Raw genomic sequence first — 21729 nt, forward strand, 5'->3', positions numbered from 1 at the left:
GTCAGCCGCGATATTCTGAAGTACGCATATGGCAGCCGATTGATATGGACGAGATATGGATCTGCGGCACCTGCGGTACTTCGTCGCGGTGGCCGAGGAGCGCCATTTCGGCCGCGCAGCCGAGCGGCTGCACATGGCGCAGCCGCCCCTGTCCCAGCAGATCCGTCAACTGGAGACGGAGCTCGGTGTGGAGCTGCTGCACCGCACCACCCGGCGCGTCGATCTGACCGAGGCGGGTCTGGCCTACCTGGAGCGGGCGCGCGCGATCCTCGCCGAGGTCGACGAGGCCGCCCACCACGCACGGCTCGTCGCGGCCGGCTCGGTGGGTCACCTCGCGATCGGGTGTGTCGGCTCGGCGACGTACAGCCTCCTGCCCGCGCTCTCGCGCCGGCTCACGGAGGAACTCCCGGGCGTCGACTTCTCCTTCCGCGGTGAGATGCTCGCGCCCGACCAGGTCGAGGCACTGCGCACCGGCGCGATCGACGTCGCGCTGCTGCGCCCGCCCGCGGCCGACCTCTCCCTCACGGTGCACACCTTGCGCCGGGACCGGCTTGTCGTGGCCGTGCCGGTCGACCATCCGCTCGCTCGCCGGAAAAGGCTGCGGGTCACGGACCTCGCCGGTGCCGACCTGATCGTGCACTCGGCCGACCGCCGGTCGGTGATGTACGACGTAGTGCTGGGCCTGCTGCGCGACGCCGGCATCGAGCCGCACATCCGCCACGAGGTCGGCGAGACCTCGACCCTCGTCACGCTGGTGGCAGGGGGCCTCGGCGTCGCCGTCGTACCGGAGCCGGTCACCGCGCTGGCGCTCGACGGTGTGGCCTACCTGCCACTGGCCGGGGCCGACGCGCGGGTGGAGCTGGCGGTCGCCCATCGCGCCGACCGTGCCGAGCCGCATCTGGCTCGCACGGTGGGGGTCATCCGGGCGACGACGAGCGAGGTCCGTTCCTCCGGTGCCGGGGGAGCCGTGTCGCCCACGCGACGATCTTCGTGACGGAGTCCCGGGCCTGCTGCGCGATGCGGTCGTCGGTCACATCGTCCGCTCCGCCCACGCCGATGGCGCCGATGACCTCCCCGTCGGCAGTGACGATCGGCACGCCGCCCGCGACCGGCAGTAGGTGACGCCCGTCACGCTCAACGGACGTGTTCATGGGACGAACAAGCGCCTCCGTCCTTGGCCTGGTCGCGCACAATCCGGTAGTGACGGCCCGTGCGGGCCGAAGCGAGGAGTGATGAGCCATGGCGGGGAGACTGTCGGGCCGGACGGCCGTCGTGACCGGGGGCAGCGCCGGCATCGGGCAGGAGATCGCCCGACGGCTCGCGTCGGAGGGCGCGGACATCGCGGTCGCGGACCTCGACCCGGCGCAGGAGACGCGGGAACTCGTCATGGCGACCGGCCGGCGGTTTCTCGGCGACGAGGTCGACGTGTCCGACGAGGGCGCGGTCCAGGAGTTCGCCGCGCGGGTCCGCACCGAACTCGGTGGCGCCGCCATCCTGGTCAACAACGCCGCCGTCGTCCTGCTCGCGGACATCGACCTCGGCCGCGACCGGCTGGTGGCGGAGCTGATCGTCAACATCACGTCGTCCAGTCACTGGACCCCGCCGCCACCCTTCGTCTCCTACGTCGCGGCCAAGGGCGCGCTGAACGGGCTCACCTCGGTCCTGTCCGCCAACCTGGCCGCCCACGACATCACGGTCAACGCCGTCGCGGCGGGCCTGGTCCGCACGGCAAGCGCGTCCAGCTGCCCGCCGACGTCTCGGGCGCCGTGGCGTTCCTCGCCTCCGACGACGCCGTGTTCATCACGGGCCAGCTGGTCGCCGCGGACGGCGGCGGTACGCGCCGGTAGGGCGGGAAGGGCATCCGGTGCCACGGGAGAGGGAAGGCCGCAGGACGGCTTCGTGACCTGTGCCACATGGCCAGGGCGGGCCGCAGGGGGCCTCGGTACTGGACGGGCAGAGCCGGACGTCGAGGCTGGTCAGCCGGCGTCCGCCGGAGCGCCCCCGCCGATCGACGAGCGGATTGTCCGCCTGGTCGTCGGCCGGCCCCGGCCGCTGGCACCCGCCGCGGTCGACGTCCTCGCCCGGGAGGGGTACGACGCCCTGGGCCGCGGTGGACGCGGTACTGGACGGGCCGCATGGGCGTGGCCCGCTCTGCGCCGAACTGCTCGCGGCGGTACCCCGCCACACGGTGGTGCTCGCCGGCCGGGCGGTGCGGATGGCCGAACAGGTCGTGGCGCACGCCCGGGCCGCGACCGACGCACCCCGTGAACTGGCCTCGGCGCTCCACGCCCTGGTCTATCGGCTGGCCCGGCGGATGATCCGCACCAGGCGCTGCCCCTCGTCGTCATCGATCTCGCGGAACCGTACTCGCACAGCCACCAGCACAGCTTCCCTGCCGCGCGCTGCCAGCGAGTGTCATTCCGTCGGCGTGCCGATCCGAAGCCGGTTGCCGTCAGGGTCGCGCAGCTCAATCTCACGCGCCCACGGAGCGTCCTTTGCCTGCACACCGAACTCGGAGGCGATGGCCTCGACATCACGAACGCGGAGGTAGACCAACGTGTCAGGACGGGCGTCGCCCTTGTGCTCCGACAAGAACAACCGCACCCCGCCCCGGGCGACCTCGACGAACGCAGGAAGTCCCGGTTCGAAACGGTGTTCCCACTGCTTGGCGAAGCCCAGCCGCTCGTACCAAGCGACCGCCACCGCAGCGTCCTCGACGCGAAGAATGGGGATGACTTCCTCGTCCATAGAGTCATCCTCGCAGACCGCCCAGGGCGAACGTTGCCTGATGCGGCACTGGGCTGAGGCCCACGCATCCCCGGTGAAGCGCCTCCCCGGTGAAGCGCATCCCCGGTGAACGGCCACCCCGCCAAGGCAGTTCGAACGTGCCCAAGAAGCCCAAGACTTCGGAGCAGGCCGCCAAGGCCGCTCCCGCCCCACAGCCGCCGAAGGCCGCGCCCGCCGCGCCCGCAGAGAATGCCGCCGGCCCCACCTTCCAGGACACGGATCTCGACGAGCCGAACGGCGAGACCTGGTCCTACTTCTCCGAAGTGGGCGACGAAGAAGACGAGCTGCCCGAGCGGTGACACGACCCGGTCCGGCACCCGTCGACCACCGTACGGACCCCCGCGTCGTCGAGGTCTACAGCCGCAGACCCGACGGCCGGGGCAGCGGCACCGGGTATCTCCTCGACGGCGGCCTCGTGCTGACCGCCGGTCACGTCGTCAGCCGCGACGACCCCAGACAGGCCGAGGTCACGGTGCGGCTGCCCGGCTCGCGGGACTACCTGCCGTGCGACGTGGAGTGGTACCGCTACGAAGCCGAGGAGCCCGCCGACACCCGCATGGACGCCGCCGTCCTCCGGATCTCCCCGCCGGCAGCGGTGCCGTCTCCGGACGGTCTGCCGCCCCTGCGCTGGGGACGGCTGGTCACCGGGCTGCCGGCAGCGGCGCCGTCGAGGCACTGGAGGAACTGCACGCCCACGGGGACCCCGGGACGCGGAGCGCGCTGGCCGACGCGTCCCGCAACCACGCGGCGGTGCTCCTGGAGCAGGGGCGGGCGGCTGAAGCCGAACCGTTCGCTGCGCGATCCCTCGCGCTCTGCAGGGAACTCGCCACCGACGACGGGACCTTCGCCTACGAGGAGGTGGAGGCCCTGCTGCTCCACGGCATGGTGCTGGCCACACTGCGCCCACGGGAGAGCGCACGGCCGCTGCTGGAGGGACTGGGCAGAGCCCAGGAGGCCGAGGACCGGGAGACGGCTATGCGGCTGGCGGCGGTGCTGATCGATGCGTACCGGGCGGATCCCACTGTGGCCGATCTGGTCCGCGAACTGACCGGCGACGTACCCGACTGGCTGCGCGATCATCGAGGATGAGCACGGCCCAGTCGAACAGCGGTCCGGTCCGCCCAGCCTCGTCCGCGACGAGCTGTCCACTGACACCGGGCTGTACACGACCCCCTTGCCCACGGGGCTCAGCTCTGCTTCGGGGTGCCTCAGGTCAGCGTGGCGTGTGCGTTCTCTCACAGCGCGGGGCCGTTCTCACGGGAGGGCGTCGATCCGGCACGGCGGCTCCTCGCTGCTCATGCGTGTCCGTCGATGCGCCGGAGGAAGGCGCGCGTGCGCTGGTGTTCGGGGTCCGTCATGAGCTTTTGGGGTGTCCCTTCCTCCAGGATGACACCCTGGTCGAACATGACGAGCCGGTCCGCGGACGACCGCGCGAAACCCATCTCGTGGGTGACGACGATCATTGTCAGTCCGTCCTCGACCAACTCCTTCATCACGGTGACGACCTCGCCGACCATCTCCGGGTCGAGGGCGCTCGTCGGCTCGTCGAAAAGCATCAGTTCCGGCTTCATGGCGAGAGCGCGCGCGATGGCGACCCGCTGTTGCTGGCCTCCGGAAAGAACGGACGGACGTGACGATGCCTTGTGGGCGAGGCCGACTCTGGTCAGCAGGGTGTGCGCCAGTTCTCTCGCCTCGGCCTTCGGCAGGCCGAGGACCTTCACCGGGGCGACGGCCACGTTCTCCAGGGCCGTGAGGTGGGGGAAGAGGTTGAAGCGCTGGAAGACGAAGCCGATGTTGCGTCTGCGTTCGGCGATCGTCCTCGGGCGCTCCTCGACCAGTCCGTCCCGGCCGTCCTTGTATCCGACCCGGCGCCCGTGGACGAGGATCTCTCCCTCGTCGATGCTCTCCAGATGGTTGAGGCACCGCAGGAACGTCGTCTTCCCCGAGCCGGACGGTCCGACGACGACCACCACCTCGCGGGCCCGGACGTCCATGGAGACACCGTTCAGCACCCGTACGTCACCGAACGCCTTGACCATCCCGCGCGCCGACAGCACCGCCGACGGATCCGCAGGTCCGGCCGGGCCGGTGTGTCCGGTGGAGGCATGGTCGTACGCGTCGTTCACCCCTGCTGTGATCCCGATCGGTTCCACGTCAGTACGCCTTCCTGCCTGTGAGTGCGTGTTCCTTGGCGGCGAGTCCTTTCTCGGGGCGCGCCGAGCCGCCGCCCCTGCCACCGCCGCCGACGAATCGCTCCCGAAGCGAAGGGCCGGGCGGTGGGGCGGTACCGGGGTCCGCGAGCTTTCGCTCGATGAACCGCTGGACGAACGACCAGATCGTCGTCAGGCCGAGGTAATAGCACGCCACGACGAGGAAGATCTCGAACGTCTTGAAGGTCGCCGAGTTGATCGACTGGGCCGTCAGGAACATCTCCTGCAGCCCGATGACCGACAGCAGCGACGTCGACTTCATCATCAGGTTGAACTCGTTGCCCAGTGGCGGAACGATGATCCGCAGTGCCTGGGGCAGCAGGATCACCCGCATGGTCAGCGACGGGGTCATGCCGAGGGCCTGCGCCGCCTCCGTCTGCCCACGGTCGATGGCGTCGAGCGCCGCGCGGATGATCTCGGCCATGTAGGCCGCCTCGTTCACCGCGAGCGTCAGGACGGCGGCCTGCACGACGCCGAGAAGCACGAGGCCGCCCACCGAGACGTCGGTGAAACGGTAGACACCTGCCGCCGCGAGGCCGTTGTAGACGAGAACCAATTGGACGAGCAGGGGAGTTCCCCGGATCAGCCAGACATACGTCCGGCCGCACCAGCGCAGCGCGGCGAAGCGGCTGCGCTGGGCCAGTGCGATGACGAGACCCAGCAGCACACCGAGCAGTTGCGCGACGACCGAGATGTAGACGGTGCGCCAGAGACCCTCCAGGAATGTGCCCGAAGGGGATATCAGGTAGTGCCAGAAGAACGACCAGTCGAAGCCGGCCACCTGCGCCGAGTCTGCGAGCAAGGACGTGTCAGCCACGTCATCCTCTCCCTGGGTGTGTGCGGATGCGGTCGGGCCGGACAACTGCCTGCCTGGATGTACGGCGGTCGAGCGGCCCCACCGGTCGTACGGGCGGGGTGCCGACTAACCGGCGATGTCGTCGCCCGTCAGGTTCCATTTCTTGAGGATGGCGGCGTACTCGCCGTTCTTCTGGACCGCGGCGAACGCCTTGGTGAGGGCGTCGTGCAGAGCGGTGTCGTCCTTGCGGGTCGCCGCGCCCACCTTGATGCGGTTGAACGGCTTCCCGGCGAGCGCGAACGTGTCCGGTTGCTGCTTCAGTACGTATGCGGCGGTCTCCAGGGTCGTTCCGTAGCTGTCGACCAGTCCGAGGCGCAGTTGCTGAAGGGCATCGGTGTCCTTGTTGAACAGCCGGATGTCGACCTTCTGCTTCCCGTCCGCCCGGCACTTCTTCGACTGGTCGGCGAGGTAGTCGGCTACGGTCGTGCCCGTCTGCGCCGCCGCCCTGTTACCGCACAGGTCGGACGCGCTCTCGATGCCCTTCTCGTTCTTCGCGGACACCACGAGGGTGTTGGAGGCATACATGTACGGGACGAAGTTCACGACCTTCTCCCGCTCGGGCTTGATGTAGAGCTGGGTGATGATCGCGTCGCACTGTTTGGCCTGCAGCGCCGGGATGATGCCGTTGAAGGCGGTGTTGGCCCAGTTGGCCTTGACGCCGAGTTGGGACGCGAGCGCGTCCCCGAGTTCGATCTCGGCGCCCACCGGCTTCTGCGCGGCGTCGTAATAGGTCAGTGGCGGCGCGCTGATGTCCGAGCAGTAGGTGATCTGCCCGTCCTTCACGAATGTCCCGGCCGGCACATCGACCGCGGGTGAGGCCGCGGACGGTGCCCCCGTCCCCGTGGAGCCGCCGCACCCGGCGAGCATGGCCGCGGCCGCGACGAAGGCGCAGGCCGAGGGGAGTGTCGTGCGACGGGCGTGACGGAACGCTCTTGCCATTGCCGGCCCCCTTCAGGGGTTTCCGTGGTTGCGTGGGCTCATAGTCAATGCGATAGTCAATGGCGTTGACCATAAGGGGAAGCTAGGGCGCACGCTTCAGTACTGTCAAGGAATCTCTCGTTACGTAGCGGTTAACGCCGATCTGCCCGGCGAGTGGAGCCCAGTCGCCGCACCCGGCATCACGGCTTCGTCCGTGCCGGGAAACAGATGGCACTCCTCAGGGGATTCGCGTTGGTGCGCCGGGGAAGGGAATCATGTCCGTTTTCACTGATCGTCGACTCTCCGCCAAGGGCGGTGAGTGGGCCGTCGCGACACCGCACATGACGGCGAGTGGCATCGCCGCCGATGTACTGCGCGACGGCGGCAACGCGGTGGATGCCGCACTCGCGGCCGCAGCCATGCTGACCGTCGTCTATCCCAACCAGTGTTCGGTCGGCGGCGACCTCCTCGCGCTGGTGGGCACCGCCGACGGCGAGGTTCGCTTCGTCAACGCCAGCGGCCGGGCCCCGCGGGCCGTCGACGTCAGCGAGATGACGGCACGGTACGCGAGGATGCCTGTCCTCGGCGCGCTCCCGGTGACTGTCCCCGGTGCGGTGGCCGGCTGGGCCACGCTCGCCGACACCTGGGGGACTCGTCCGCTCTCGGCGGCACTGGCCCCAGCCGAGACAGCCGCTCGCGAGGGCGTCCCCGTCGCCCCCGGACTGGCCCTGGACCTGCGCAGGGAGCGACAGAACCTGCTGCGCGACCCCGGCATGCTCGGTGTGTTCTTCGTCGGCGCGGATGTACTGCAGGCCGGCCAGACTCTTCGGCAGCCCGCCCTCGCGCGTACGCTCGCGTCGATCGGTACGTACGGCCCGTCCGCCCTGTATGGCGGAGACGTGGGCATGAGCCTGGTGAAACTGCTCGCCGAGCAGGGATCGGCGATGACGGTCGAGGACCTCGCCGAACACACCGTACGGGTGTCGGGGACCCATGGCGCGGTGTACGACGGCGTCGAGTACCTCTCCGGCGGTGACAACTCGCAGGGGCTGTACTTCCTCCAGGGCCTGCGCGCACTGGACGTGGTACGCGCCGTCCGCGGGACCCTGGATCCGCTGGGCCGCGACGCGGGCGTGGTGGCGTCCGTGCTCGCCCAAGCCGCCGCCGAGCGCGACCGCTTCTGCTGCGACCCGGAGCGGGAGGAGACCGTCCCGGCCGAGGAACTGCTGTCCGGCCCGCGCGTGCGACACATCGCCGAGCAGGCCATGGCGGGCACACCGGTCGCCCTGCTCGGCCAACGCAAGGCGTCCGGTGACACCGTCGCGGTCGTGGTGACGGACCGGGACGGTACCTGGGTCTCGCTGATCCAGAGCGTCTTCCACTGCTTCGGTGCCGCGCTGCTCGATCCCCACACCGGTGTCGTTCTGCACAACCGGGGCGCGTCGTTCTCGCTCGACCCGGCGTCGCCGAACCGGCTCGCCGGCGGCAAACGCCCCCTGCACACACTGATGCCCGTCCTGGTCCGCGAGGCCGACGAACTCGTCGGAGCGCATGGTGTCATGGGGGGACGCGCGCAGCCGCAGGTGCACACCCACCTGGCCCTGCACCTCGCCGCCGGCGCCTCTGCGAGGCGTGCCGTGTCGGCGCCGCGCTGGGTCCTGGGGGCCATGGAGGCCGGAGTGACGGAGGGCGCCGGTACGGTCAAGGCGGAGCGGGACGTGTCCTCCACGGGCGTCCGCGCGATCGAGGATACGGGTTTCACCGTCGACCTGATCGACGCGCTGGACGACGGCGTCGGGCACGGCCAGTTGGTCCGCCGCGAGGGTGGCACCGACGGCCCCGGCCTGGTCGCGGCCACCGACCCGCGTGCGGACGGCTCGGCCGTCGCGGGCTGATCCGGCGGCATCGTTGCATCACCATGGAAGGCGACGAACGAGGAAGGACATATGGCCACGAGTAACGGCGGTACGACCGAGAGTGCGGGCCGGAGCCGGTTGCCCCGCGGCACGCTGAGCCAAAAGATGATCGTCGAAGCCGCGTTCCGGGTCGCCGACTCGTCCGGCATGGACAAGCTGACGTTCTCGGCGCTCGGCCGTGAGCTGAGCGCTCATCCGACGGCGATCTACCGCCACTTCCGCAACAAGGACGAGCTGTTGCTGGCTCTCATCGATGCTCTGCACGAGGAGGCGTTGGCGGATACCCCGCCGCCGACGGACGACTGGGCCCACGACCTGATGCAGATCGCGGTCCACACCCACCAGGCGTTCCTCCGGCACCCGCGGGTGGGGGCGCTCGCCGCCGCGCGTACCGCCCGTCGGGAGAACGAGTTCCGGACCGTGGAGCGCAAGCTGGACTGCATGCTCCGCGCCGGCCTCGACGGGGACGACGCGACCCGCTACTACCGTGTCTTCGCCGATCTGGTGCTCGCCTACAGCGCCATGGACGCGAGTCTGGCGTCCCTGTCCCCGGAAATCCGGGACGCGGATCTCCGGGCGTGGAAGACGGACTACCTCACCCTGCCGCCCGAGAAGTACCCCAACATCGCCCGACTGGCCCCGCGGTTTCGGGCGTTGGACGACCCCCAGAATTTCGTCACGGCCGTCCAAGCGGTCATCGACACCATCCGGGCGACGGCGACGGCGAAGACATAGGCGTCGGCGGGCGTGTCACCGTCCTTCTCCGGCAGGTCGGCGTGCGTGTCGACGCTCCGCGTGGTGGGCATCCGCACCACCACGCGGAGCTGATGTCGGTGCTCGTGCTGGAACCTCCTCCGTCGGTTGATCGAGAACTGGCTGAAGCTCGCGGTGCTGTTGGAATCCGGTCACAGGACGACGCCGCTGCCGGGGGTGGTGGCGAGGGCGATGTACCCGTGGACGAATCGGCGGAGGCGATGTTGTTTCGCCGCATCCGGCCGGCCATGGCCCAGTTGTTGGGCTTGACTGTGGCGGCGGTGTTCGTGAGCAGGTCGAGGTAGCCGTCGGCGTTGGAGTCCCGCTGGGAAGCTGACGCCGTTGTTCGGGGTCGCCCACCACGGCCGCGTATCCGGCGGAGGAGCCGTCGTCCGTCAGGTCGTTGCGCAGGACGACGCCGGCCTCGGCCCAGCCGCTGGTGTTGTCCGGGTTGGCGCCCCGGATGGGGCGAGGGCGCCGGAGACCACCGGATTTGCCGGTACACGAGGTTCAAGGCCGCTTGGCCTTCGGCGCGTCACGGCCGATCGCCTGACGGCGGACCGGTATGCCCTCGTCCCCGGGCCAGCTCGCGAGCGCGTGAGTTCTGCGCGTCCACCTTGCCCTGGGACTTCAGCCCGAACATCTCGCCCCAGTACCGCGTCGTCTGTCCGAACGGCATCCCGGCGCCGCCTTCGCGACGGTGGACGGTGACGGCCCGTCGGCGTGGCTGGCTCGTTCCCCTGCCGGACAGCCGCGGTGGGCGTCCCTACTGGCTCTCCTTCGAGGCCGCACGGTCTTCGGGCTGCGGCGCGAGCCGTTCATCGACTTACGCCCGGCGCGGCGAAACCCTTGCCGTCATGCGGAAGTCTTCGTCCGCCCTTTGTCGATGGAGGACGACCGGAACCCGGCCGTGTCGGCTGGGGCCGGGGTCGCCGAGCCCTGCGGGGGCGAAGCCATGGCTGGGGAAGTCACGGTGATCGAGAGAGACGGTTGGCCGCTCCGCCGCTCCGTTCTCGCGGAAGCACAACCGGGCCCAGCCCTCTGCTGTCGAACCCTCAGCCGTGCGGCTGCGATCGTGTTCCGGCACGTGAGGCCGCCGTGGACGCGCGCCGCTGGCACCCGCGCACAGGGATCGCCGACGACAGGTACGTATGTGACTCCACCCACGCGTAAACGCGCGGGCTTCCTGCGTCGGTGGCTAAGCCGCCGCGCAGAGGACCAGCCCGGCCCTGTTGAGGACGTTCGTCGCGCCGACGTGGTCCGCGTTCGCCGCGAACCCGCACGCTGTGCATGCGAACTTCGCTTGGGTGGCGCGGTTCTCTTTCGCGACATGCCCGCATTCGGGGCACGTGCGGGAGGTGTTGCGCGCGTCCACCGGGACCACGAGGCGACCGGCGCTCTCAGCCTTGTTCGCCAGGATTCGGAGGAACTGCGCCCAACCCGCGTCGAGGATGCTGCGGTTGAGTCCGGCCTTCGCGGCAGCGCCGTTGGGCAGGAAGCTGCCGGGCTGTTCGGGGTCGGTCCTGGGTGCGGGGCTCTTGGTCATGCCCGCCGTGTTGAGCCGCTCGTGGGCGATCACGTCGTGGCCGGTGATGAGGGCGCGGGCGGTCTTGTGGTGGAAGTCGGCGCGCTGCCGCCTGATCCTGCCGTGCAGCTTGGCGACCTTCCGGGCTGCGGCGCGGTGGCGCTTGGTGCGCTGCCGGGTCCGCTTGGGGAACGTCGCGAGGTGCCGCTGCGCTTCGGCCAGCTCGTCGGCCATCGCCTGGAGGAAGCGCGGGTTGCCGACGTGTCCGCCGTCCGAGGTGGTCAGGAAGTGGGCGACGCCCATGTCGATACCGACGACCGCCCCGGCAGGCGGCAGTTCCTCGGCGGGCACCTCGTCGCAGGCAAGGACGACGTACCAACGGTTCCCCTCACGCTTCACCGAGACCGTCTTGACGCGGCCCTGCACGGGCCGATGCCGGTGCACGCGGATATGCCCGACACCTTGCAGACGGACGCGGGTCTGCGCGTCGTCGGGGGTGGAGTCCCAGCGGCAGCCGTCGCCGTCCTTGGGGAAGGTGACGGTGTCGAAGTGTCCGACGCCCTTGAAGCGCGGATAGCCCGGCGTCTGGCCTGCCTTGACCCGGCGGAAGAACGCCTGGAACGCCTTGTCCAGGCGGCGCAGGGTGGCTTGCTGGGAGGAGAACGACCAGCGGCCCTGCCGCTCGGGATCGAACGCGCGGATCTGCTGGAAGGCCGCACTCCAAGCCTTCGACATCACCTTCGACGGCCGGCTCACCGCCGGACGCCGCTGAACAAAACCGACTGAGTTCCACCGTTCGCTACACAGACCCCGCCGAGGCGGGGTGGTCGGTGGCGTGACCACCGCCGCGGACCGGGTCCGCTCCGCTCGGGGCGTGCGCCGGCGCTACGGGGCGGTGGGACGCGGGCGGGTGAGGGCGAAGAGGTAGCCGCGTTCGTCGTCGAGACGCAGGGCGTGGGGGACGGAGGCCAGGACGGCTTCGGAGAGGTGCGGGTGGCGGCCCTGCTTCAGGCGGGTGCAGTCGGTGGTGACACCCGCCAGGGGCGCGACCTCCTCACGGCGTAGCTTGGGCACCGGCGCGCCCCGCGCCCGGAGGCAGCCCGGCGGTGTTCGGGGTGAGGAGGGCGCGACGGGGGCGGGGAAAGTCGCCGAGTTCGCTGTTGTGCCCCATTCCTCAGGTACTGGAGGCGCGTGGGACTGTGTGCGGTGCGAGGTTGGCCCAGACGACGCTCAGGTGGCCGGTGCGGTAGAGGGCGGGGCCGTCGTCCCCCGGACCACGAGGTGTGGAGCGACCACCTGTTCCCTGGTACCGGTGTCGCGACCGTCCAGGCGCGCGATGGCCCGGTCCACGGCGAGGTGGGCGAGGCGGGGGATGTCCTGCCCGACGGTGGTGAGGTCGATATGGGCCAGGCGGGCCAGATGGCTGTCGTCGAAGCCGACGACGGAGATGGCGCCCGGGACGGGAATGCCGCTGCGGAGGAAGACATCGAGGGCACCGGTCGCGCAGCGGTCGTTGAAGGCGAAGACCGCGGTGGGGCGCGGGTGGGAGGCGGCGAGAACCTGGGCGGCCTCGGCGCCCTCTGCCTCGGTGAGGCCCCCGGGCACGACGCGGATGTGCTCGGTGAGCCCGTGGCGGCTCATGGCGGTGCGGTAGCCGCGTCGCCGGTCGGCTGCGCCGGGTGCCTTGCCGCCGTCGATGTGGGCGATGGCGCGGTGGCCCAGCGCCACGAGGTGGTCGACCGCCTGGCGGGCGCCCTTGTCGTCGGCGGTCCGTACGACCTCCAGGCCGGGGACGGGTGGCCGCAGGCGGCGGGCCACAGAGACGACCGGCAATTGCCCGGCGAGCTTCGTCAGCCGTGAGGCGGGGGCCTGTGGGCCTAGCAGGATCAGCGCCTCGCAGCGGTCGTCGAGCAGGGTTTCGACGGCACGCTGCTCACCCCGTCCGGCGGTCACGGCGCTCAGCGCGATCTGGTATCCGGCTGGTTCGGCGGTGGCGTAGATGCCCTCCACCAGGTCGGCGTGGAAGGGATGCTGGAGGCCGAACTGCACGCCGAGCAGGTGGGAGCGGTGGCTGCGCAGCAGTCTCGCCCGGGCGTCCGGGCGGTAGCCGATCTCCCGCGCGGCCTCCAGGACACGCTCGCGGGTGGCGGCGCTGGCCCCCTTCGCCCCGCGCATCACGATGGAGGCCAGCGCGGTGGACACACCTGCCCGCGTCGCCAGGTCGGCGAGCGTCGGCCGCTTCCCGTCCGGGACCGCCGGGGTCGCAGGCATCCTGTCCTCTCCTGGTCGGTCTCGTCTGCTGGGGACCGATTGTAGAACGTTCCATTTGGGCGTTGCTTCAGGAGGGGGGTCGGCAACGGCACGGCGACGTGAGAGGTACGACCCTGGCGGCGGCCGCTTGGGCTGGAGACGGCGCCGCCGAGGCGGCGTGCGTGTGCTCGGTGCTACGGCCGCACTGTCACCGGGCTCTCCCTGATGTCACCCACGCTGACCGCACCGCCTGTGGCGATCGAACCGATCGCGGCGAGGGCGATGCCCAGCGCGGCCCGAGCGTCCTCGCCGGTCACTGACGGAGCACGCTTGTCCCGGACGCTGTCAGTGAACTCGGCCAGTTCGGCCACGTAGGCCGCGTGGAAGAGATCCTGGTCGTAGCTGACGCACTCGGCGGCAGCGCCAGCCGTACCGTAGGACGTGAGGTGGCTGCTGCGCAAGTCACCCAGGGTGAGCATGCCGGTCGAGCCCTTGACCTCACCGCGGACGTCATAGCCGTACACCGCCTGGAAGTTGGCCTCCGCCGTGGCGATGGCGCCGTTGTCGAAGCGGATCGTCACCACGGCCGTGTCGAGCAGTCCGTGGTCCTTGAAGTCGGGCCGGATCAGGGCGTCGGCCATGGCGAAGACCTCGACGGGCTCTGAGCCGGGGTTGAGGTAGCGCAGGACGTCGAAGTCGTGGATGAGCGTCTCCAGGAAGATCGTCCATGGCGGGATGCGCGACGGGTCGTGCAGTTCGGGGTCCCGGGTGAGGGAACGCAGCAGCTGCGGGGTACCGATGTCACCGGCGGTGATCTTCTCGTGGGCGGCGCGGAAGCCGGCGTCGAAGCGGCGGTTGAAGCCCACCTGGAGCGCCACGCCCGCCTCATGTGCGGCGGTGATGGCGCGGTCGGCTTCGTCGAGGGTGATGGCCATCGGCTTCTCGCAGAAGACCGACTTGCCGGCGCGTGCTGCGGCCTCGATGAGTCCGGCGTGGGTGCGGGCGGGCGTGACGATCACGACCGCCTCGATCTCGGGGTCGTCGAGCAGGTCACCGATCTCCGTGTACATCTTGGGGCAGCCGAGACGATCGGCCAGAGCCCTCGCTGCCCCGGGTGCGGGATCGGCAATGGCGGCCAGCCGTACACCGGGGAGGCGGCGGGCCAGGGTCTCGGCGTGGAAGGAGCCCATGCGTCCGGCGCCGATGAGGCCGACCGCGAGGGACTGGGGGGAGGTCATGGCACATACTCCGTGATCTACGTCGTGGCTTCGGTGGTGGCGGCTGCCGTGGTGCGCGGACGCGAGGGCGGGGCAGACATCCCGCGGCCGCTCCTGTCAGACGGTGAAGGCGGCCCGGAAGCGTTCCAGAGCGGCCTCGCTGTCGCTGGAGGCCCATGCCTCCATGGCGACGGTGCCGTCGTAGCCGATGTCTGCGAGGGTGTGGGCGATGGCCGGGTAGTTGATCTCTCCCGTGCCGGGTTCGCAGCGGCCCGGCACGTCCGCCACCTGGATCTCACCGATGAGTCCCGCGCCGTGGGCGCGGCGCACCAGCTCGATCAGATTCCCCTCGCCGATCTGGGCGTGGTACAGGTCCAGGTTCATGCGCAGACCGGGTCGGTTCACGGCGGCAACCAGCGTCAGGGTGTCGGCAGCCTTCGCGAAGGGCACCCTGGGGTGATCGACGGAGGTGTTGAGATTCTCCAGGGTGAAGGTGACCCCGGCGTTCTCGCCGAGCTCGGCGAGCCGGGTGAGTGTGCGGTGCGCGGCCATCCACATCGCGCCGGTGGGCTCCCCGGGTACCGGCACCACGGGCAGCCCCTGGCCGTCCAGACCGGTTCCGTGGAGGTTCAGGCGAGTGCAGCCCAGGTGCTCGGCCGCCTTGAGTGACTCCTCGGCCGTGCGCAACAGTTCGGCGGCGCCGTCGTCATCGGTGAGGCTGCCGCTCACGTACCCCGTCATCGAGACGATCTCGGCGGACGAGCGGGCGAGGGCATCGAGATCGTGGTTCGTCCAGTCCCAGATCTCGACCTGGAAGCCGGCCTCGTGGATACGCCGCGCCCGCTCCTCGATCGGAAGGTCGCGGAAGACCATCTCCGCACAGACCGCTAGTGCGTACATCGTGGTTCTCCTCATCTCCGGACGACCGGGAACTAGAACGTTCTACGTGCTTTGACCAGTGCGCCAGTCATCATGAGTCGCTGTCAAGTGTCCGGTGGCCATGAGGCCTGTAACGTTCTAGAAGTCTCGCGTGGAAGCCGTGAGTACCGCATAGAAGCCCGCCACGGCGCGTCAACTGCGTCGGGGGTCTCCATGCGCTGGCCACCGCGCGAGCCGGTGGCTTGGTTACTTGGGGGCGCTGCTCGGCTGCTCGTCGGCAGGGAGCGTCAGCCTCGGGCGTCGGGTGCCGGTCAGGCCGCAGGTGGCCAGGTGCTCGCGCGTGCTGACGGCGATGGGCAGCGGTACCTCGGGTGTGCAGGGGTAGAGGTCTTGTTCGACGATGACGAACAGCTCGGCGTCGAGTGTGGTGAGTGCGGTGACGATGTCGGCGGGGTTGGGGACACCGGCGGGCGGGGAGACGCAGACGCCGCGTTTGACGGCCTCGCCGAAGGAGAGGTCTTCGGCGGCGACCTGGGCCAGGACGGCGGGGTCCATCTGTTTGATGTGGACGTAGCCGACGCGTTCGCCGAAGCGGCGGATGAGGTCGAAGTTGTCGCCGCCGCCGTAGGCGACGTGGCCGGTGTCCAGGCAGAGGTTGGTGTAGCGGGGGTCGGACTCGTTCAGCAGCCGTTCGATCTCGGGCTGGGTCTGGATGTGGCTGTCGGCGTGTGGATGGATGACGAGGCGTACGTCGTACTCGTCGAGCAGCAGCTTGCCGAGCCGGTCGGTGGCCCTGCCGAAGCCCGCCCACTGTTCGGCGGTCAGCTCGGGCGACTCGGTGAACGCGCCCGTCTTCTCGTCCCGGTACATGGGCGGGATGAAGACGAGGTGGTGGGCGTCGGCGGCTGCGGTAAGGCCGGCGATCTGCCGGACGTGGGCGAGCATGTCGTCCCAGGCGTCGGGGCGGTGCAGCGCACCGAAGACGGTGCCGCCGGAGACCTGCAGGCCGCGGGTGTCGAGTTCGTCCTTGAGGCGCTGCGGGTCGGTGGGGAGGTAGCCGTAGGGGCCGAGCTCCAGCCACTCGTAGCCGGCCTGGGCGAGTTCGTCGAGGAAGCGGGTGTACGGCACCTGGTGCTCGTCCTCGGGGAACCAGACGCCCCACGAGTCGGGGGCCGAGCCCAGGCAGAGGTTGCCCGCAGTGGTGCGGAAGGGGGGTGGCGCCGTTGCCATGGTGTGTCCTTCGGAGAGCGGCACGGAAACTCAGCTGGAGGTGGGGAAGTTGAAGCCCGCGCTGACCTGCTGCTTGGGCTGGGGCCAGCGAGTGGTGACGACCTTGGGGCGGGTGTAGAAGCGGATGCCTTCGGGGCCGTGGATGGGGGAGTCGCCGATGAGGGAGTCCTTCCAACCGCCGAAGGAGTAGTAGGACATCGGCACGGGCACCGGCACGTTGATGCCGATCATGCCGACCTTGATGCGCCGCTGGAAGCGGCGGGCGGCTTCACCGGAGGCGGTGAACAGGGCGGTGCCGTTGCCGTAGGGGTTGGCGTTGATGACGTTGATCGCCTCGTCCAGGGTCTCGACTCGGAGGATCGCCAGCACCGGGCCGAAGAGTTCCTCCTTGTACGCCGCCATCCCGGTGGTGACGTGGTCCAGGAGGGAGGGGCCGGTGAAGAAGCCCTGGGCGTAGGCGGGGTCGTCGAGCTTGAGACCGCGGCCGTCGACGACGACGGTGGCGCCCTGCGTGGCGGCGGCGCCGACCGCGCTCTCGACGCGCTCCTGGGCGGCCTTGGTGACCAGCGGCCCCATCTCGGTGCCGGGCTGGTCACCGGGGCCGACCTTCACCTCGCGGGCCTTGCGCTCCAGCACCTGCACGAGTCCGTCGGCGGCGTCGCCGACGGCGACGGCGACGGCGACGGCCATGCAGCGCTCGCCGGCGGAGCCGTAGGCGCCAGCGGTGATGTGGTTGGCGGCGAATTCGAGGTCGGCGTCGGGCAGGACGACGGCGTGGTTCTTGGCGCCGCCGAGGGCCTGGACGCGCTTGCCGTGCGCGGTGGCCTGTTCGTGCACGTACTTGGCGATCGGAGTCGACCCGACGAAGGAGACGGCCTCGATGCCGGGGTGGGTGAGGATCGCGTCGACCGCGTCCTTGCCACCGTGCACCACGTTGAAGACACCGTCGGGCAGGCCGGCCTTCTTGTACAGCTCGGCGACGAAGTTCGCGGCCGACGGGTCGCGCTCACTCGGCTTCAGGATGAAGGTGTTGCCGGTGGCGATGGCCATGGGGTGCATCCACAGCGGCACCATCGCGGGGAAGTTGAACGGGGTGATGCCGGCGACGACGCCGAGGGGCTGGCGGAAGTTGTGCACATCCACGCCACGCGAGACCTGGTCGGAGAATGAGCCCTTGAGGATGTCGCCGAGGCCGCAGGCGAACTCGACGACCTCGCGGCCCCGGGTGATCTCGCCGCGGGCGTCGTCGACGGTCTTGCCGTGCTCGGCGGAGATGATCCGGCCCAGCTCCTCCTCGTGCCCGAGGAGCAGCTGGCGGAAGGCGAACATCACCTGCGTGCGCTGGGTGAGCGACGATTCCGACCAGGTCTCGAAGGCGGCAGAGGCAGCCTGGACGGCGGCGTCCACGTCGGCCGCGCCGCCGAGGACGACCTGGGCCTGCTCGGCGCCGGTGGCCGGATTGAAGACCGGCTGGGTGGCGGTGGCGGTGCCCTGGACGGGAGCGCCGTTGATCCAGTGCTGGATGGTGGTCACGGTGCGGGTTTCCTTTGCGGGTACGGGAGTTACAGGTAGTGCCGCTGGGCGCGCTTGTTCGCGGAGTACGTCTCGTGTGCGGTGCGGGTGCTCTCCAGGGCGGAGACTTCGCTGACCGGGACGTCCCACCAGCCGTGGCCGGGCGGGTTGGGGCCGTAGAGATCAGTCTCGACGTGCACGACGGTGGTGCGGGTGGCGGCCCTGGCCTTCTCCATCGCCGCCCGGAACTCCTCCACCGACGTTGCGTGCAGGACGTCCGCGCCGAGGGAGGAGGCGTTGGCGGCGAGGTCGACCGGGAGGACGTCGCCGTCGAGGAGGCCCGAATCGCCGTCGCGGAACCGGTACTTGGTGCCGAAGCGCTGGCTGCCGAGTGACTCCGACAGCGAACCGATCGACGCGAAGCCGTGGTTCTGGACAAGCACGATGATGACCTTCAGTCCCTCGGAGACCATGGTGACGATCTCCTGGGCCATCATCAGATACGAGCCGTCGCCGACCAGCACGACGACCTCGCGGGTCGGGTCGGCCATCTTGGCACCGGCACCGGCGGCGACCTCATATCCCATGCAGGAATAGGCGTATTCGACGTGGTAGGCCTTCGGGTCTCTGGCGCGCCACAGCTGCTGCAGGTCGCCGGGCATGGAGCCGGCCGCGTTGATGACCACGTCACGGTCGCCGAGGACCTCGTTCAGGGCGCCGAGGATCTGCGTCTGGGCGGGTAGATCGCCGGTGTTCCGCTCGGGAGCAAAGCACTCGTCCTCGATCTGCCGCGTCCGGGCGATCAGCTGGCGGATGTGACGGCGGTAGGTCTCCTCGACCTCCCAGCCGTCCAGCGCTCCGGCGAGGGCCTGGATGCCGAGCCGGGCGTCGGCGACCATCGGCTCCGCCGAGTGTTTGACGGCGTCCAGGCGGGCCACGTTGAGGTTGACGAAGGTGACGTCCGGATTGCCGAAGACGGTGTGGCTGGCGGTGGTGAAGTCGGAGTAGCGGGAGCCGATGCCGAGCACCACGTCCGCCTCGCGGGCGAGTTCGTTGGCGGCATACGAGCCGGTGGAGCCGATGCCGCCGGCGGAGTAGGGGTGGTCCCAGGGGACGGCGCCCTTGCCGGCGTGGGTGTCGGCGACCGGGATCCCGGTGGCTTCGGCGAACGCGCGCAGCACGGTCTCGGCGCCGGAGTACACGGCCCCGCCGCCCGCCACGATCAGCGGCTTGCGGGCATTGCGCAGCAGACGGGCGGCCCGCTCGACGGCGGCCGCCTCCGGCACCGGGCGTCCCACGTGCCACACCCGCCGCCGGAAGAACGACACCGGCCAGTCGTACGCCTCGGCCTGCACGTCCTGCGGCAACGCGAGGGTGACGGCACCTGTTTCGACCGGGTCGGTCAGCACCCGCATGGCCGCAAGGGCGGCCGGGATGAGCTGCTCGGGCCGCGAGATGCGGTCGAAGTACTTGGATACGGCGCGGAAGGCGTCGTTGACGGTGACGTCCCCGGCGCGGGTGTCCTCCAGCTGTTGCAGCACCGGGTCGGCGGCGCGGGTGGCGAACATGTCAGAGGGCAGCAGCAGGACCGGCAGCCGGTTCGTGGTGGCCAGCGCCGCGCCGGTGATCATGTTGGTGGAGCCGGGGCCGGTGGAGGCGGTGCAGGCGAAGGTGGCCAGCCGGTCGCGCATCTTGGCGTAGGCCACTGAGGCGTGGACCATGCCCTGCTCGTTGCGGGCGAGGTAGTAGGGCAGGTCGGCCTCGCCGGTCGTGGCCGCTTGCAGCAGCGCCTGGCCGATGCCGGCCACGTTGCCGTGCCCGAAGATGCCCCACACCCCGGGGATGAGGCGCTGCTCCTGGCCGTCGCGCTCGCTGTACTGGTTCGCCAGGAAACGCACCAGGGCCTGAGCGGTGGTCAGTCTGATCTTGTTCATCAGTGGTTCTCCTCGGCCGCGAACGGCAGCCGGTCATCGATGTCCTGGGCGTCCCAGGTCGAACGCACCCAGCCATGGGCGGGGTCGTCGCAGATCAGCCAGGCACGGTCTGGGCCGGGGCCGGCCATGACGTTGAGGTAGTACAGGTCGTAGCCGGGCGCGGCGATGGACGGCCCGTGCCAGCCGTGCGGGATCAGCACCGTGTCCCCGGAACGCACCTCGGCCAGCACGTCGATCGGCCGCTCGGCGGTCCCGTACACCCGCTGGTAGCCGAAGCCGTTCTCGCCGCCGGAGACCTCGAAGTAATAGATCTCCTCCAGCTCCGACTCCTGGCCGGGCCGGGCCTGGTCGTGCTTGTGCGGCGGATACGACGACCAGTTGCCGCCGGGTGTGAGGACCTCGCAGACCAGCAGCTGCTCGGCCTCGAAGGTGCCCGGCAGGCAGTAGTTGTTCACCTGCCTTGAGCAGGCCCCGGCACCGCGCAGCTCCACGGGCACGTTCTCCTTGGACCCGTACCGGGCGGAGAGTGAGCTCCGCCCGGTACGGGCGCTGGGCAGTGCAAACCGGCCGCCGGCCGCACTGCTGATCAGGGCCTCCGACTCGCGGGGGAGGTAGGCGAAGTCGGTGACCGAGGCGAACACGCCTGTCCGACCGGTGAGTTCGAAGACGCTGCCGTCCGCGGTGACGGTGCAGGAGCCTGTCAGCGGCAGGACCAGGAACTCGGAGTCGCCGGTGGATACGGCGTGTGCCTCGCCCGGCTTGAGGGTCAGGATCCTCAGGCCGGAGTATCCCCAGCCCGCCGACTCCGGCGTGACCAGGAGGTCATAGGGGCCATCGGAAGAAGTCCCCGTCGGCAGGTGGTACTTACTCACAGCAGGCTCACCGCCTTGTCCACCGCACCGGCGACGTCACCGTTCGAGGGGTAGAGCAGAGACCGGCCCACGACGAGCCCTTGCGCGGTCGGCTGCTGCAACGCCTTGCCCCATGAGGCGAAGGCCGCGTCCGCGTCCTTGACCTCGCCGCCCAGCAGCAGCGCCGGGAGGGTGGAAGAGGCCAGCACCCGTCCCATGTCCTCCACCACCGGAAGCTTGAGCCAGGTGTAGGCGGTACGCCGGCCGAGCCCCGAGGCGATGGTGACGGACTTGACGACGGCATCGGTGGACAGATCGTTGCGGATCTTCCCGTCCTGCCAGGCGGACAGGAACGGCTCGACCATCGCGATGAGCTGACGGTCATTCAGCTCATCGATCGCTCGGGCACTGTTCTCCAGGAGGGCCGGTGTGGCGGGGTCGCCCAGCGCGATGCGGGTGAGCATCTTGCCGCCGTCGAAGCCCATGGCGGCGATCGTGGCGGCGTCGTAGCCGGTGAACCGGTCATCGATCTCGAACACCGAACCGGCCAGGCCCGCCCGGTTCATGGAGCCGAAGACGCTCTTACCGTCCAGCACGCCGAGCAGCAGCAGGTCCTCGAGGATGTCCGCGGTTCCCAGGACACCGGTCACGCCGGGCCGCTCCAGCGCGATGCACAGGCGCTCCAGCAGTTCGAACCGGTCCGCCATCGCATTCGGGTCCCCGCCGACGCCGTTGGCGCCGCGGGCAGGGTGGTCGGCGGCGATGATCATCGCCTTGCCGTGCTCGCCGAGCAGGGAGGGAGCCTTCACCCGGCGCGCAGCGGCGGCCGCGACGGCGCCGGGGTCGCTCACCCGGGCGTTCACGACCCGGCTCACATTCTCGGACAGCACG

20 protein-coding genes and 1 pseudogene are annotated in these 21729 nt (G+C 70.1%); 6 read left to right on the plus strand and 15 right to left on the minus strand.

The features are described 5' to 3' along the window. Window positions 1-55: 55 nt before the first annotated feature. Window positions 56-994 carry a LysR substrate-binding domain-containing protein gene (locus E4N62_RS26040; protein WP_230218547.1) on the plus strand — a complete coding sequence of 313 codons (939 nt, stop codon included), beginning with the start codon at window positions 56-58 and terminating at the stop codon, window positions 992-994. Here the strand turns inward: E4N62_RS26040 and E4N62_RS26045 are convergent. Continuing rightward, window positions 918-1340 carry a heme-binding protein gene (locus E4N62_RS26045; RefSeq protein ID WP_308185632.1) on the minus strand — a complete coding sequence of 141 codons (423 nt, stop codon included), beginning with the start codon at window positions 1338-1340 and terminating at the stop codon, window positions 918-920. The two genes, E4N62_RS26040 and E4N62_RS26045, sit on opposite strands and share 77 nt — an antisense overlap. On the opposite strand from E4N62_RS26045, the gene E4N62_RS26050 reads away from it, so the two are divergent. Further along, the gene (locus E4N62_RS26050; RefSeq protein ID WP_230218558.1) at window positions 1240-2268 is read left to right on the plus strand and encodes an SDR family NAD(P)-dependent oxidoreductase; all 1029 of its coding nucleotides are present in this window, start codon (window positions 1240-1242) and stop codon (window positions 2266-2268) included. The genes E4N62_RS26045 and E4N62_RS26050 overlap by 101 nt on opposite strands. 147 nt (window positions 2269-2415) lie before the next feature. On the opposite strand, the gene E4N62_RS26055 is transcribed toward E4N62_RS26050, so the two are convergent. Continuing rightward, window positions 2416-2748, minus strand: coding sequence for a glyoxalase superfamily protein (locus E4N62_RS26055; protein ID WP_230218561.1), 333 nt, complete (start codon window positions 2746-2748; stop codon window positions 2416-2418). Between the two features lie 137 nt (window positions 2749-2885). On the opposite strand from E4N62_RS26055, the gene E4N62_RS26060 reads away from it, so the two are divergent. After that, on the plus strand, window positions 2886-3086 hold the full coding sequence (locus E4N62_RS26060; protein WP_230218562.1) for a hypothetical protein: 201 nt from the start codon (window positions 2886-2888) through the stop codon (window positions 3084-3086). A 205-nt stretch (window positions 3087-3291) separates the two neighbouring features. After that, window positions 3292-3876, plus strand: a complete 585-nt coding sequence (locus E4N62_RS26065) for a hypothetical protein (RefSeq protein WP_230218563.1) — start codon at window positions 3292-3294, stop codon at window positions 3874-3876. 206 nt (window positions 3877-4082) lie between these two features. Here the strand turns inward: E4N62_RS26065 and E4N62_RS26070 are convergent, their stop codons facing one another. From E4N62_RS26070 to E4N62_RS26080, 3 genes are all read right to left on the minus strand, one after another. Continuing rightward, window positions 4083-4826 (minus strand): amino acid ABC transporter ATP-binding protein, encoded by a 744-nt coding sequence (locus E4N62_RS26070; RefSeq protein ID WP_268269865.1) that lies wholly within the window; start codon window positions 4824-4826, stop codon window positions 4083-4085. A 115-nt stretch (window positions 4827-4941) separates the two neighbouring features. After that, window positions 4942-5814: an amino acid ABC transporter permease gene (locus E4N62_RS26075; RefSeq protein WP_230218565.1), complete on the minus strand. Its 873-nt coding sequence runs from the start codon at window positions 5812-5814 to the stop codon at window positions 4942-4944. A 105-nt stretch (window positions 5815-5919) separates the two neighbouring features. Continuing rightward, window positions 5920-6792: an ABC transporter substrate-binding protein gene (locus E4N62_RS26080; protein ID WP_230218567.1), complete on the minus strand. Its 873-nt coding sequence runs from the start codon at window positions 6790-6792 to the stop codon at window positions 5920-5922. A 254-nt stretch (window positions 6793-7046) separates the two neighbouring features. On the opposite strand from E4N62_RS26080, the gene E4N62_RS26085 reads away from it, so the two are divergent. Together E4N62_RS26085 and E4N62_RS26090 are read left to right on the plus strand one after the other, a co-directional pair. After that, window positions 7047-8666, plus strand: a complete 1620-nt coding sequence (locus tag E4N62_RS26085) for a gamma-glutamyltransferase family protein (protein ID WP_230218577.1) — start codon at window positions 7047-7049, stop codon at window positions 8664-8666. A gap of 51 nt (window positions 8667-8717) precedes the next feature. Further along, window positions 8718-9422, plus strand: a complete 705-nt coding sequence (locus tag E4N62_RS26090; RefSeq protein ID WP_230218579.1) for a TetR/AcrR family transcriptional regulator — start codon at window positions 8718-8720, stop codon at window positions 9420-9422. Between the two features lie 1216 nt (window positions 9423-10638). Here the strand turns inward: E4N62_RS26090 and E4N62_RS26095 are convergent. The 10 genes and pseudogenes from E4N62_RS26095 to E4N62_RS26140 form a co-directional block, all read right to left on the minus strand. Beyond that, a pseudogene (locus E4N62_RS26095) lies at window positions 10639-11736 on the minus strand (RNA-guided endonuclease InsQ/TnpB family protein); the annotation flags it as partial. Window positions 11737-11850: 114 nt separating this feature from the next. After that, window positions 11851-12039, minus strand: coding sequence for a hypothetical protein (locus E4N62_RS26100; RefSeq protein ID WP_230218590.1), 189 nt, complete (start codon window positions 12037-12039; stop codon window positions 11851-11853). Window positions 12040-12195: 156 nt separating this feature from the next. Then, complete coding sequence (locus E4N62_RS26105) at window positions 12196-13236, minus strand: LacI family DNA-binding transcriptional regulator (RefSeq protein ID WP_230218592.1); 1041 nt, start codon at window positions 13234-13236, stop codon at window positions 12196-12198. Between the two features lie 173 nt (window positions 13237-13409). Beyond that, on the minus strand, window positions 13410-14453 hold the full coding sequence (locus E4N62_RS26110; RefSeq protein WP_230218594.1) for a Gfo/Idh/MocA family oxidoreductase: 1044 nt from the start codon (window positions 14451-14453) through the stop codon (window positions 13410-13412). Between the two features lie 96 nt (window positions 14454-14549). After that, window positions 14550-15332, minus strand: a complete 783-nt coding sequence (locus E4N62_RS26115) for a TIM barrel protein (RefSeq protein WP_230218596.1) — start codon at window positions 15330-15332, stop codon at window positions 14550-14552. Between the two features lie 225 nt (window positions 15333-15557). Continuing rightward, the gene (locus E4N62_RS26120; protein WP_230218598.1) at window positions 15558-16541 is read right to left on the minus strand and encodes a TIM barrel protein; all 984 of its coding nucleotides are present in this window, start codon (window positions 16539-16541) and stop codon (window positions 15558-15560) included. 30 nt (window positions 16542-16571) lie between these two features. After that, window positions 16572-18074 carry a CoA-acylating methylmalonate-semialdehyde dehydrogenase gene (locus E4N62_RS26125; RefSeq protein ID WP_230218600.1) on the minus strand — a complete coding sequence of 501 codons (1503 nt, stop codon included), beginning with the start codon at window positions 18072-18074 and terminating at the stop codon, window positions 16572-16574. Window positions 18075-18103: 29 nt separating this feature from the next. Further along, entirely contained in the window at window positions 18104-19987 is a 1884-nt protein-coding gene (iolD, locus tag E4N62_RS26130; protein WP_230218602.1) for a 3D-(3,5/4)-trihydroxycyclohexane-1,2-dione acylhydrolase (decyclizing), read from the minus strand. Beyond that, a complete protein-coding gene (gene iolB, locus E4N62_RS26135; RefSeq protein ID WP_230218612.1) occupies window positions 19987-20859 on the minus strand; it encodes a 5-deoxy-glucuronate isomerase in 873 nt (290 codons plus the stop codon). The genes iolD and iolB overlap by 1 nt, the downstream gene beginning before the upstream one ends. After that, window positions 20856-21728 (minus strand): aldolase, encoded by an 873-nt coding sequence (locus E4N62_RS26140; protein WP_230218614.1) that lies wholly within the window; start codon window positions 21726-21728, stop codon window positions 20856-20858. The genes iolB and E4N62_RS26140 overlap by 4 nt, the downstream gene beginning before the upstream one ends. Window position 21729 lies beyond the last annotated feature (1 nt).

The sequence above is a fragment of the Streptomyces sp. MNU76 genome, from assembly GCF_020982545.1.
Classification (GTDB): Bacteria; Actinomycetota; Actinomycetes; order Streptomycetales; family Streptomycetaceae; genus Streptomyces.